Annotated in this window: 12 protein-coding genes; 6 read left to right on the forward strand and 6 right to left on the reverse strand. The window is 67.3% G+C overall.

Annotated features, from left to right (window positions below; all coding sequences use genetic code 11):
• Nucleotides 1-348: 348 nt before the first annotated feature.
• Nucleotides 349-1,323, reverse strand: coding sequence for a helix-turn-helix transcriptional regulator (locus ACIHA7_RS11150; RefSeq protein WP_397288092.1), 975 nt, complete (start codon nt 1,321-1,323; stop codon nt 349-351).
• 63 nt (nt 1,324-1,386) lie between these two features.
• On the opposite strand from ACIHA7_RS11150, the gene ACIHA7_RS11155 reads away from it, so the two are divergent.
• A complete protein-coding gene (locus tag ACIHA7_RS11155; protein WP_206055141.1) occupies nt 1,387-1,740 on the forward strand; it encodes a nuclear transport factor 2 family protein in 354 nt (117 codons plus the stop codon).
• Between the two features lie 239 nt (nt 1,741-1,979).
• A complete protein-coding gene (locus ACIHA7_RS11160; protein ID WP_397288094.1) occupies nt 1,980-2,465 on the forward strand; it encodes a DUF488 domain-containing protein in 486 nt (161 codons plus the stop codon).
• 12 nt (nt 2,466-2,477) lie between these two features.
• On the opposite strand, the gene ACIHA7_RS11165 is transcribed toward ACIHA7_RS11160, so the two are convergent.
• The 3 genes from ACIHA7_RS11165 to ACIHA7_RS11175 form a co-directional block, all read right to left on the reverse strand.
• Complete coding sequence (locus tag ACIHA7_RS11165; RefSeq protein WP_397288096.1) at nt 2,478-3,338, reverse strand: NAD-dependent protein deacetylase; 861 nt, start codon at nt 3,336-3,338, stop codon at nt 2,478-2,480.
• A gap of 23 nt (nt 3,339-3,361) precedes the next feature.
• Nucleotides 3,362-4,012: a transcriptional repressor LexA gene (lexA, locus tag ACIHA7_RS11170; RefSeq protein WP_397288098.1), complete on the reverse strand. Its 651-nt coding sequence runs from the start codon at nt 4,010-4,012 to the stop codon at nt 3,362-3,364.
• 67 nt (nt 4,013-4,079) lie between these two features.
• Nucleotides 4,080-4,457, reverse strand: coding sequence for a VOC family protein (locus ACIHA7_RS11175; protein ID WP_397288100.1), 378 nt, complete (start codon nt 4,455-4,457; stop codon nt 4,080-4,082).
• Between the two features lie 106 nt (nt 4,458-4,563).
• Between ACIHA7_RS11175 and ACIHA7_RS11180 the strand changes: the two genes are divergently transcribed.
• Nucleotides 4,564-5,226 (forward strand): ATP-binding cassette domain-containing protein, encoded by a 663-nt coding sequence (locus ACIHA7_RS11180; RefSeq protein ID WP_397288102.1) that lies wholly within the window; start codon nt 4,564-4,566, stop codon nt 5,224-5,226.
• Entirely contained in the window at nt 5,226-6,002 is a 777-nt protein-coding gene (locus ACIHA7_RS11185; protein WP_397288104.1) for an ABC transporter permease, read from the forward strand. The genes ACIHA7_RS11180 and ACIHA7_RS11185 overlap by 1 nt, the downstream gene beginning before the upstream one ends.
• 187 nt (nt 6,003-6,189) lie before the next feature.
• On the opposite strand, the gene ACIHA7_RS11190 is transcribed toward ACIHA7_RS11185, so the two are convergent.
• The gene (locus ACIHA7_RS11190; RefSeq protein ID WP_397288106.1) at nt 6,190-8,463 is read right to left on the reverse strand and encodes a molybdopterin guanine dinucleotide-containing S/N-oxide reductase; all 2,274 of its coding nucleotides are present in this window, start codon (nt 8,461-8,463) and stop codon (nt 6,190-6,192) included.
• Nucleotides 8,464-8,577: 114 nt separating this feature from the next.
• Nucleotides 8,578-8,997 (reverse strand): nitroreductase family deazaflavin-dependent oxidoreductase, encoded by a 420-nt coding sequence (locus ACIHA7_RS11195; RefSeq protein WP_397288108.1) that lies wholly within the window; start codon nt 8,995-8,997, stop codon nt 8,578-8,580.
• A 367-nt stretch (nt 8,998-9,364) separates the two neighbouring features.
• Between ACIHA7_RS11195 and ACIHA7_RS11200 the strand changes: the two genes are divergently transcribed.
• Nucleotides 9,365-11,650, forward strand: coding sequence for an MMPL family transporter (locus tag ACIHA7_RS11200; protein WP_397288110.1), 2,286 nt, complete (start codon nt 9,365-9,367; stop codon nt 11,648-11,650).
• A gap of 80 nt (nt 11,651-11,730) precedes the next feature.
• Nucleotides 11,731-12,669 (forward strand): TIGR03621 family F420-dependent LLM class oxidoreductase, encoded by a 939-nt coding sequence (locus ACIHA7_RS11205; RefSeq protein ID WP_397288112.1) that lies wholly within the window; start codon nt 11,731-11,733, stop codon nt 12,667-12,669.
• The last annotated feature ends 280 nt before the right edge of the window (nt 12,670-12,949 follow it).

Raw genomic sequence — 12,949 nt, forward strand, 5'->3', positions numbered from 1 at the left:
GTATGGTGAAAGGGGAAGAGTTCCGCGCCGACCAAATCACCTCCATTCCGGCATGCGATGCCGATGTGCACGAGCCGCAAATTGGTAGCGACGTAGCCGTTCACTTGGTGACCCTCCCGAAAACCCCGCCGTAGCGATGCCCTACACGGCATGATCGTCGGACTTTCTGCATGCAATGCCGGATTGCGCTCGCTGCCAGCGCCTTCGATACCGATCCGGCCTAGTCGTCGACTCCGAGAATGCTGATCGGATCGGCGTCGGTCGGGAAGTGCTGACCCGCGAAGATGCCAGGCCCGGTGGCACGGGCGACGAGGTTCGCCGACATCGGGCCGATTGTCGCCACAACGCTCAGGATGGCGCTTTGTAGCGGGTGGCGATCGTGGTGGCGCGGTCATGCAGGGCGGTGCGCAACCACGATGGGGACAGGGCTTCGGCGTTGGTGGCGAGCTGCCAGAGTGCCCATTCGGCGTGGCGGCGATCTTGGAAGGTTGCCTCGAGTCGTAGCCAGCCGTTTGCTTCGGTTTCTTCGGCGCGGACGGTCAGTGCGGTGTCGACCAGTTCCTCTCGACGGACCGGATCGAGGCGTAGTAACACGGTGACTTGGTCGCCGCCGGTTCGGAACTGCGTGCTGCGGTCCTGCCAGGCCTTGGAGAGATCGACGCGGTCTGGTCGCTGGGCGGGTTCGGGGAGTTCTTCGGCGGCCAGGATCCGCGATAGTCGGTAGGTGCGGTCCGCGCCGGACTTGGTGGCCAGCAGGTAGCCCTGGCCGCGCACGGTGACCAGGCCGATCGGATCGACCGTGCGCCAGGTCGGGTCCTGGTCCACGGCCGCATAGTGGATGCGCAGTTTGTGTCCGGCGAACACCGCGCGCCGGACCTCGGTCACCACGGAGTGGGGTACTTCCTCGGTGACCAGGCGGCGGGAGAGCAGGTCGGTCTCCGGTTCGATGAGCAAGCGCTGGGCCGCGTCGCTCGCGGTGGCCCGATAGCTGTCGGGAAGCGCGTCGACGACCTTACGCATCGCCGACGCCATTGCCGCGCCGAGGCCGAAGGCCTGTGCGCCGCGCCGTGATCCGGCGACCAGCAGGGCGAGCGCCTCGTCGTGATTGAGCCCGGTGAGCTCGGTCTGGAAACCGGGCAGCAGCGCGAATCCGCCGTGCCTGCCGCGTTCGGCGTAGACCGGAACACCGGCTGCGGACAGCGCCTCGATGTCGCGCAGCACCGTGCGGGTCGACACCTCCAGCTCACGAGCCAGCGCGGTGGCGGAGAGCCGGCCATGCCGGCGCAGCAGCAGCACCATCGAGACCAACCGGTCGGCGCGCATGCGTGAAATTATGCCAGGAATACACGACATAGGATGTCGTGATTCGTTGGGAGGCTTATGCGTATGACAAACAAGAATGTGGCCACCGACCCCAACGACCTGGGCAAGTACTTCATCGAGCGCGCCAACGCGGGCGACGTCGACGGACTGGTGGCGTTGTACGAGCCGAACGCCGTGCTGGCGTTCCCGCCCGGCAACCTCGCGACCGGACATGCGGAGATCCGCAAGGTGTATGAGCAGTTCGTCGCGGCCGCGCCCGTGCTCACGCCGGGTCGGCAGCATCCGGTGCTGATGAGCGATGACCTCGCGCTGACCGCCTCCACGCTGACCACCGGCGAGGTGGCGGTCGAGATCGCCCGTCGACAGCCGGATGGGTCGTGGTTGTGGGCGCTCGACCAGCCGGTACTCATGCCGTAGCGGACGCGGGCGGTGGGCTCGGGCGAGCCCACCGCTGTGCGGGCATGGAGCAGCGGCGTCGAGCTGACCAACTGGTGCTCCGGTGCTGCGATCTGGCCGTGCCGCGTCAAGTGTCAGATAGGGCTGGGCTGTCGGCGCCGATGGCGGCCGCCGCATGCCCACGCTCGGTTCGCAATCCACGCGACGAGCGTTTCGCTATCCCGGCGCGGCTTCGCGCCCCCGAGTTCGGGCAGGTACTGATGAAACGTTTGGCGACGATCGGGGTCTACGGCTTCACGGCGGAAACCTTTATCGAGCAGCTCACCGACGCGGAAGTGGGATTGCTACTCGACCTGCGCCAGCGTCGCGGCGTTCGAGGCGCTGAGTACTCCTGGGCGAACTCGTCGCGGCTTCAGCAAGCGCTCGCCGCCGCGGACATCGGCTACCGGCACGTGCGGGAACTGGCACCGACGACCGAACTGCGCCACCTCCAGTACCGCGAGGACGACCGCCGGGGTGTCGGCAAGCGCAACCGCGTCGCGCTGGCCGCCGAGTACGCCGAGCGCTACACCCGGGAGATCCTCGACCCCTTCGACCTCGGCACGCTCGTGACCGAACTACCGAGCAACGCGATGACCGCGCTTTTCTGTGTCGAACGCGACGCGCAGGCCTGCCATCGATCGCTCGTGGCCGCGCGTCTGCATGCCGAACACGGACTGCCGATCACGCATCTGCACCCGCACTGAGCCTCGCTGTGCTCAGCCCGCCGAGGACAGCACGCGTACCTCCCCGAGCGCGTCGGCGAGCGCGACCAGTGCACTCGAGCAACCGGCGTCGAGGATGCACGTGGCCAGGTCGTCCCCGCGGGTGGTCCCGTGGTTGACGATCACCACGGGCCGACCGGTTTTCGCCGCGTGCCGCACGAACCGCAATCCCGACATCACGGTCAGCGATGACCCCGCGACCAGCAGCGCGTCCGCTTCATCGACGAGTTCGAACGCGGCCGCGACGCGCTGCTTGGGCACGTTCTCCCCGAAGTACACGATGTCGGGCTTGAGCATTCCCCCGCAGCTCGCGCAGTCGACCATCCGGAAACTGTCGGTGTCCGCGACGACCGCGTCTGCATCAGGGGCGACCTCTACCCCGTTCGTCGTCGCTCCCTCGGCGAAACCCGGATTCGCGGTTTCGAGCCGCTCCGCCAGCGCCATCCGCGAGATCAACGCCTCGCACCGCAGGCACCGGACCCGCGCATAAGTGCCGTGCAGGTCGATGACCCGCCGGTGTCCGGCTTTGGTGTGCAGCAGATCGACGTTCTGGGTGATCAGTCCGGTGACCACACCCATCCGCTCCAACCGCGCCAGCGCCCGATGCCCCGGATTCGGCCGCGACGCGTCCATGCGCCGCCAGCCGATGTGATTGCGCGCCCAATACCGCTGCCGGAATACCGGATCGCCGACGAACTGCTGATAGGTCATCGGGTTGCGCGGCGGCGAGGCAGGCCCGCGATAGTCGGGGATGCCGCTGTCGGTGGACACGCCGGCACCGGTGAGCACCACCACCCGGCGCCCGGCGAGTACCTCGACCAGCCGCTCGACACCCGGCTCCGACATGTCCGACATCAGTTCAGCGTACGACCGCCCGGTCAGACGCGGCGCATGACCGAGACCACCTTGCCGAGCACAGCGGCCTGATCACCGTCGATGATCTGGGAGGCGGGGTTGCGCGGCTCCAGATACACGTGCCCGTTGCGCCGTCGGTACACCTTCACCGTGGCCTCGCCGTCGATCATGGCGGCCACGATCTCGCCCGAGTGCGCTTCGTTCTGCTGGCGCACCACCACGATGTCACCGTCGCAGATCGCCGCGTCGATCATCGAGTCGCCGCGCACCCGAAGCCCGAACACCGTGCCGCGGCCGACCAGCTGGCGCGACATGGTCACCATGTCGTCGGTGTGTTCCTCGGCGAGGATGGGCGTGCCCGCGGCGATGTCGCCGACCACCGGCACGGCCACCGAGTCCTCGTTGGTCTCCCGCGGCGCCGACCCTTGCAGGAACATCCGCACATCGATCGGGCGCGACATCGTCTCGCTGCGCCGCAGAAAGCCCTGCTCCTCCAGGCTGTTCAGATGCTTGGACACCGACGACGACGAACGCAACCCCACCGCTTCCCCGAGCTGGCGGGAGTTCGGCGCGTAGCCGTGCCGCACCACCCAGTCCCGAATGGTGGCGAGGATCCGCTGCTGGCGCTCCGGCAGCCGGGAAGTGTCGAGATGCTCGAGGTCGTCGTAGGTCACCGGGGCATCGTAGAGGTCGACGCCGATCGCGCGGCCGCACAGCCCATTCCGGTGGAGTGTCGCGCCCTCAGCCGAGACCGCGTTCGGATGTGCTTCGCTCGACACAGAATTCGTTGCCTTCGGGATCGCGCAGGGTGACCCAGCCCAGACCGTCGGCGCTGCGGTGATCCTCGAACAGTGTCGCGCCCAGCCCGATGACCCGCTCGACTTCCTCGTCACGGGTCCGTTCGGTGGGCACCCAGTCGAAGTGAATCCGGTTCTTCACCGATTTGCCCTCCGGAACCCGGATGAACAGCAAACCCGGCACCGGCTCGGGCGCGACCAGCAAAACCTCGTCATCGTCCGCTGCGTCTGCGTCGGATACGTGCCAGCCGGTGACGTCGCTCCAGAACGAGGCCAGCTTGTACGGATCAGCGCAGTCGATGGTCACATGGCGCAGCAGCATGGCAGCGAGCCTATCGGCGCCCCGAGCGCCGATGCAGCACAATAAAATCGCCGCGCTGTACCGGCCGATGTGCGTCGGCGCGCGCCGTGCATAGCAGGATTGCCGCGTGCATACCTTCGTCCTGGACCGGGTCGGGCTGGTCGTCGATTCGCTGCCGCTGCTCGTCGACCTCGACGTCACCATGCCAGGGGGTCGGTGCACCGCGGTGGTCGGGCCCAGCGGCACCGGCAAGACCACGCTGTTGCGGTTGCTCAACCGCCTGGCCGAACCGAGCAGCGGACGAATCCTGCTCGACGACGTCCCGATCACCGAACTCGAGGTGCCCGCGCTGCGCCGCCGGGTCGGGCTGGTACCGCAGCGCCCGGTGCTGTTGGCCGATGTGGTGGCCGACGAGCTGCGGGTGGGGCGTGCCGACCTTTCGACCACGCAGGTCACCGGACTGTTGGCGCGAGTCGGGCTGCCGGATTCGTTCGCCGGACGCCGGTGCGCGGAGTTGTCCGGTGGTGAGGCGCAACGCGTGTGCCTGGCTCGCGCGCTGGCCGTCGAACCGGACGTGTTGCTGCTGGACGAACCCACCTCGGCGTTGGACGCGGCCGCCGCCACCGCCGTGACCGAGCTGATCCGCGCGCACGTCGACGCGGGCGGCACCGTGGTCCTCGTCAGCCACGACCACGGTTTCGTCCGCACCACCGCCGACGACATCCTGATCCTCGACGACAAACACCTCACCCCAGACGGGCAAGCCGACCAGGTCGATCGGAAACCGTGATGGCGGAAGGGCTTTCGGTACCCGACTGGACCGGCGTCTCGGCTTCGCTGCTGCTGGTCGCGCTGGCCGCCTTCATCGCCTACCGTCAGCGGCTGAACCTGACCCGCGAGCTGGTGGTCGCCGCGATCCGGGCAGGCGTCCAGCTGGTCGCGGTGGGTGCGATCCTGCTGATCGTGTTCCGGCACACCGCATTACCCGGCGCGTTCGCGTGGGTGATCCTGATGGTGATCATCGCGGGGCAGGTCGCGGGGCGTCGAGGTGCGGGGTTACCGGAGGCGCGGCGATCCGCGACGGTCGGCGTTGCGATCGGTGCCACGATCACCCTCGGCGCGCTCGTGCTGCTCGGGGTGATCTCCACCGAACCGCGCGTGGTGGTGCCGGTCGGCGGAATGGTCGTCTCCGGCGCGATGCAGGCCACCGGCATCGCGTTGCGCCGGATCCGGGAGGACGCCAGGCAAGCCAGGCCCGCCATCGAAGCCCGGCTGTGCCTGGGATTGCCCGCACGCCAAGCGTTTCTGCCGCATCGGCAGTCCGCCTTGCGCACCGCCCTGGTACCTGCGATCGATGCCACCAAGGTGGTCGGCTTGATCAGCCTGCCCGGCGCGATGACCGGACTGATCCTGGCCGGGGTCGACCCGCTCACCGCGATCCGCTACCAGATCGTCGTCATGTACATGCTGCTCGCGGCCACCGCACTGGCGGCGCTCACCGCCGCGCGGGTTGCTGAACGCGCGTTGTTCGATGACGCCCAGCGACTAGTGCCGCTCCCCGACTGACCGACCGCCGCTAGACACCACACGTCGGCAGCGTCGCGCCGCCACCTCGCCGCGCATCCTCGCCGCGCATCTGAGGAGCGCGAGCGCGTACAGCCGACCGAGGTAGGCGCTACCCAGTGCCGCACTTGTGAGCTCCGGTCCGAGTCTGGTCAGCCCCAGCCGAACCGCACCGAACGCGTTGCGCCACTTACCGAATCGTGAGCGGCGGACGATCGACAGTCAGCTCCGGCACCGCACCGGTATACCGCTCGATCTCGACCAGCGACAACTGACCGGTGCAGCCCTGGCTCAGCTTCGAGGAGGGTCGGTCCGCGATCAGTACGTTCGGATTGCCGTGGCGGCAGAACGCGGGATCGGCCGGGTCCGGGTCGTACCAGGCGCCGGTGGACAACTGCGCTACCCCCGGCCGGACCGCGTCGTCGACGATCAGCCCGGCCAGGCAACTGCCGCGCTTGCTGACGATGCGGACCACATCACCGTCGTGCAGGTCCCGCGCGGCGGCGTCCTCGGGATGCAACCGAACCGGTTCACGACCGGTGACTTTGCTCGACTGGCTGTACGCGCCGACATCGAGCTGACTGTGCAACTTGGCGTGCGGCTGGTTGGCCACCAACTGCAACGGGAACTCGGCGGCCGCCGCACCACCCAGCCATTCCTCGGGCGCGAGCCACACCGGATGACCGGGGCAGTCCGCGTACCCGAAGCCCTCGATGGTCTCCGAGCAGATCTCGATCTTGCCGCTCGGCGTGCTCAGCGGGAACTGCTCCGGGTCTGCCCGGAAGTCCGCGCCCAGCACCTGATTCGGGTCGGGCACCGGTAATTCGAGATGCTCGCTGGCCCAGAATGTGTCGAAATCCGGGAGGTCGTGCCCGGCGTGGCGCAACCGCCACTGCTCGTACAGGTGCCGCAGCCACTCGGCGACGGTGCGGCCCTCGGTGAATTCCTTGCCGACACCGAGGCGTTCGGCCAGCTCACCGAAGATGGCGTAGTCGTCGCGCGCGGTGCCGTGCGGTGTGGTGAGCGCCTTCATCGCGAAGAACACCCGATCCCCCGCACCGTAGTCGTCGCGCTCGATGGTCATGGTCGCCGGGAGCACGATGTCCGCGTGCCGCGCGGTCGCCGACCAGAACGGGTCGTGCACCACCACGGTCTCGGGCCGGGCGAACGCCTCGCGCAGCCTGGCCAGATTCTGATGGTGATGGAAGGGATTCCCGCCCGCCCAATACACCAGCCGGATATCGGGGTACACCAGCCGCTGACCGTCGTAGTCGTAGGACTCGCCAGGATTGAGCAGCATGTCGGCGATTCGCGCGACCGGAATGAACGTATCGACCCCGTTCGGCCCCTGCGACAGCCGCGGCGGCGCGAACTCCTGGGCAGGCTCGCCCAGGCTGGCCGCCGAGCCATATCCGTGCCCGAACCCGCCACCGGGCAGCCCGATCTGGCCGAGCATCGCCGCGAGCACCACCCCCATCCACAGGGGCTGCTCACCGTACTGTGCACGCTGCAACGACCAGCTCACCGTCACAAAGGTCCGCGCACCCGCCATTTCACGCGCCAGCGCCCGGATACGGTCAGCGCTCAAACCGGTGAGCGACTCGGACCACTCCGGCGTCTTGACGATCCCGTCGGCCTCGCCCCGCACGTAGCCGATGAAGCGCTCGTAGCCGACGGTGTACTTGTCCAGGAATTCCGTGTCCGCCAAACCTTCCGCGTCCAATACCTGCGCCAGCGCGAGCATCAACGCCGTATCGGTGCCCGGCCGCGGCGCCAGCCACTCCGCCTCGGCCTCCGCCGGGATGTCGTCACGCAGCGGCGAGATCGACACGAACCGGCAGCCCCGCGCCCGCGCGGCCCCGATCCACCCCCGAGTGTTGTGCCGCGACACACCACCCGGCGACACCGCCGAGTTCTTCGGCGACAACCCGCCGAACGCCACCACCAGCTCCGCATGTTCGGCGAGCACCGCCTTCGACGTCGCCTTCTCCAGTACGAAACCGAGGTCGCCGAGCACATGCGGCAGCAAGACCTGCGACACCCCGAGGCTGTAACTGTTGACGTGCCGCACATACCCGCCGAGGCAGTTCAGGAACCGGTGCACCTGGCTCTGCGCGTGATGGAACCGTCCCGCACTCGCCCACCCGTAGGACCCGCCGAACACCGACTCCGCACCGTGCTCGCGATACACCCGCCCCAACTCACCGGCGAGCAGATCGAGGACCCGCTCCCACGACACCGGCACGAACGGCTCGTCGCCACGCCCCGCCGCGCCTGGACCGCGCTCCAGCCAGCCCTGCCGCACATACGGTTGATCGATCCGGGTCGGATGGTGCTGCGCGGAGGCCACATTCTCGATCAGCCGCATCGGCTCCGGGTCCTCGCGCCACGGTCGGACGGCCGTCAAGCGTTCACCGTCGCTGTCGGCCTCGAAAGCTCCCCAGTGGGTCAGATGCGTGGTCACCAAGACACCGTAACCCGCCCCTCCGACAAAGTGGCCGCCACGTCTATCGCACCCGAAACAAGCGACTTCCCGGCGCTGCGAACACTTTTCGAGCGACCACCCGCGCGAGTCGAGTCACATGCGGCGCAGTTCGAACATCCGAAACTGGCGACCACCGGAGAGCTCGTACTCCATCTCGTAACCCGGCCAGAACTCCACCGCCAGATCCCAGGCCGGTTTACGGTCGACACCGGTGAGCTCGGTGACGCCGACAGTGAACTGCTCGCCCTTGTGCCGCACGGTCGCGGTATCGGCGGCCCGCAGATTCGCCGACCACACCGGATGCTTGGGACTACCCCAATTCGATCCCAGCACGAGGAAATTCTCCCCGCGCGGCACATACAACAGCGACGTGGTCCGCGGTATCCCCGTCTTGCGCCCCGGCACCGTCACCTCGATCGAAGGCAGACCCACCACATCGAGCACGCCCATCCGCCCGTCGGTCCAGCGCCGAACCGCGCGCTCCACCGGAACGACGACCGGTGCGGTACGCATGACCCAGCGCTGTTGAGCCAGCCGTCGGGCAATCGGAGGCAGCGGGTTCGACACCATCCTCGAATGGTGACACGTCGCCGTCCCACCACAGCATCGGCGGGCCGGACCGAGGGACAGATCACACCGGGACGCCGCAAAGCCGTTCTCGGACAACGCGTCAGCGCCCCGGATGCATACACTCGGCAAAATCCTTGGCCCAGCCGATATTTCCTAGCAAAACTCTCAGGAAGATCGCCGCGCACCGCCGGTACTTTGGAGAGCGCGCACCTCGGGCGCGACCACCGGAAGGATGCAATCTCTTGATGATCGGTGCCCTCAGGCCGCTCTCCGCACCACCGACCTGTCCGCACTTACGAAGAGCCGCCTGATGTTCGCGCACTGGGGAAACTTCGTCTACCGGTTCCGATTCGTCGTCATCGGCCTCATCGGCGCGCCACTGCTCGCACTCGGTGTGTACGGATCGGACCTGTCCGGACACCTCAGCTCCAGCGGCCTGGACGACCCGACCTCCGAATCGGCCGAGGCCGCGCGAGTATCCGACGACGCGTTCGCCCGCGACCACCGCGCCGACGTCCTCGTGCTCTACACCGCACCGCCTGGCGTCTCGCTCGACGACCCCGCGTTCAGCGGCAAGATCGTCGACAATCTCAACAGCCTGCGCCCCGAACACCCCAACGAAATCCTCGCGATCAACGGCTCGTATTGGCGCACCGAGACCGGCCAACAGCAGCGCAGCGCCTTCGGCCGACCCGAACTCAACCGCGCCTTCGCCTCCATCGCCATCAAAGGCGACACCGACACCGAGATGGTGAACAACTTCCGGAAAGTGAAGGACGTCTTCTACATTCCGGGCGTCGACGTGCAGGTCGCCGGCCTGCAACCGGTCGCGGGCACCCTCACCGACTCACTCGACGAGGACATCCACCTCCTGGAAGTCGTCGCCTTCCCTGCGGTCGCGGTACTGCTGTTCTTCATCTTCGGCGGATTGGTCGCCGCCGCACTGCCGCTGGTCGTCGGCGGGCTCACCGTGCTCGGCGCCAACGGCATCGTCCGGTTCATCACCGAGTTCACCGACGTCAACTCCTTCGTCTCCGGCGTCGTCTCGCTGATCGGCGTCGGCCTGGCCATCGACTACGGCCTGTTCATCGTGAGCCGATTCCGCGAAGAACTCGCCGAGGGCTACGACACCCGAACCGCGGTACGCCGCGCGGTCATGACCGCGGGCCGCACCGTCGTGTTCTCGGCGACCATGATCATCGCCAGCCTCGGCGGCATGCTCCTGTTCCCGCAGGGCTTCCTGAAATCGATGGCATACGGCTCCATCGCCACGGTGTCGCTCGCCGCATTGACGGCCCTCACCGTGCTGCCCGCGATGCTGAGCATCCTCGGGCCACGCGTGGACATGTTCGGTATCAAACGTTTCGGCAGAACCAAGACCGCCGAAGAGGTGGAGAACAGTTTCTGGGGCCGATCCACCCGATGGGTGATGCAGCACCCCAAACGCATTGCCGTCCCGATCTTCCTCGGCCTGCTGCTGCTGATCATCCCGGTGAAGAACATCGCCTTCGGCGGCTTCAGCGAAACCTATCTACCCCCGGACAATCCGACCCGGCTCGCCCAAGAAGCGTTCGACGACACCTTCCCACTCCGTAAAGCCGATCCCGTGCAACTCGTGTTCATCTCCGAGGAGAAGAACACCCGCGGCATCAGCGATGTCGTGAAGCAAGCGAATCGGGCGCCGGGCCTCGTCACGCCCCCGGCCGCCTCCGGGCCCTTCGGTACCCCCTCCCCCTCGACCATCCGTCCGGGCGTCTATCGAACAGAGGCGACGCTGTCCGTCGAGAACGCCAACACCACCATCGATTACCTGCGCGCACTCGACATACCCGACAACGTCACCCTCCTCGTCGGCGGCCAGCCCGCCATCCAAAAAGACTCCATCGACGGACTTTTGGGCCGCATCCCGTTCATGATCGCCGTGGTCCTTTTCCTCACGACAATGCTGATGTTCCTCACCTTCGGCTCGCTGATCCTGCCGATCAAGGCCGCACTGATGAGCGCGCTCGGCCTCGGCACCACCCTCGGCATTCTCACGTGGATATTCGTCGACGGGCACGGCGCGCAATTACTCAACTTCACCCCGCAGCCGATCCAAGCGGCCATCCTCGTGCTGATCATCGCCATCATCTACGGCCTGTCCACCGACTACGAGGTATTCCTGCTCTCCCGCATGGTCGAAGCCCGCTCCAAAGGCGCGACCACCACCGAGGCCATTCGCACCGGCACCGCGCACACCGGCCGCATCATCACCGCCGCCGCGCTGATCCTGCTCGTCGTCACCGGCGCGTTCGCGTTCTCCAAACTGGTGATGATGCAGTACATCGCCTACGGCATGATCGCCGCACTCATCATCGACGCCACCATTCTGCGCATGCTCCTGGTGCCCGCGGTGATGAAACTGCTCGGCGACGACTGCTGGTGGGCACCCGCCTGGATGAAACGCGTCCAGCAACGGGTCGGGCTCGGCGAACCGGTCCTCGACGACGAACACCCCGCCACCCGCGACATGACCGACCTCGTCGAAACCACCCCCGTCACCGACCCGGTCACCGCGCGGCTGCCCGTCGTCACCGCGGATCAGTCGCGTCGCTGAACTCGAATTCGCCCTCAGCGGAACCACTTACCGCCGGCGATCGGCGGGATTAGCGTGGGCAGCTCGAAAGGAGGTCGAGCATGAACGCTCCGATCAAGTTCTCCATGACGGCCAATATCATCGACGTAGCGTCCTGGCCGGACTTCGCCAGCGGATGCGAGCAGGAGGGCTTCGACGCGCTGATGGTGCCCGACCATCCCGGCTCGTTCGCCGCCCCGTTCGTTGCTCTCGCCGCTGCCGCGACGGCCACCGAGACGATCCGGCTCGGGACCAACGTGGTGAATGCTGGGATGTGGGAACCGTTTCTGCTCGCCGGCGAGGTCGCCACCCTCGATCTCGTGTCGGGCGGGCGGGCGCTGTTCGGGATCGGCGCGGGACACACCCCCGCCGAATGGACCATGCAGGGCCGCGAGCATCCGTCCGCGGCGGCGCGCGTGGCCAGGATGGTCGAGGTCACCGACACCACGCGGCGGTTGCTCGCCGGTGAGACGGTGACCTTCGCGGGCGAGCACGTCCAGCTCCGGGACGCGGTCCTGGCTCGACCACGGCCGGTGCAGGAGCAGGTGCCGGTTCTCGTGGGTGGCAATGGGACCCGCGTGCTCCGGTATGCCGCCGAAACCGCCGACATCGTGGGCTTCTCCGGGCTCGGGCGGACCCTGGCCGACGGCCGCAACCACGAGACCCGGTGGGGCCTCGATCAGATCGACGCGCAGGTCGATCTCGTGCGGGACACTGCCGCGGCGGCGGGCCGGACACCCGCGTTCGAGGCGCTCGTGCAGCACGTGGAGATCACCGACGATGCCGAGGCGGCCTGCGCGCGGTTCGCCGAGGATGTGCCGACCACCAGTGTGGCGGAGTTGCTCAGCTCGCCGTTCGTGCTGATCGGCACCGTGGACGAGTTGGTCGCCGAGTTGCGTGCACATCAGAAGCGCTGGGGGTTCGAACGATTCGTCATGCGGGCCGCCGCCCGTGCCGCCGGTGCTCAGCTCCTTGCCGCCCTTTCCTCGGCAGAGTCGTAAGAGTCCGTCAGGCATAGCCCGCCCCCTTTCCTTGCTGGTGAGCGGGCTGTGTCGGATGGTTTTGCAATGGTGATTTGTGGTTGGTTCCGAACTGAAGGTTACATATATAGATGCGCATATCTAAGTAACCATATACAATTTCGGGACTTCTGTGCTTTCTTGGAATCAGCCGCCCGGTGCCGATGACGAAATACCCACTGCCCGAGCCGAAGTCGCTACACCGACCACCCCTTCCCTACCTCGACGGAGAGATGGGCCCCGCACCCCCTCCCCTATTCCG

The sequence above is a fragment of the Nocardia sp. NPDC052316 genome, assembly GCF_044547795.1.
Lineage (GTDB): Bacteria > Actinomycetota > Actinomycetes > Mycobacteriales > Mycobacteriaceae > Nocardia.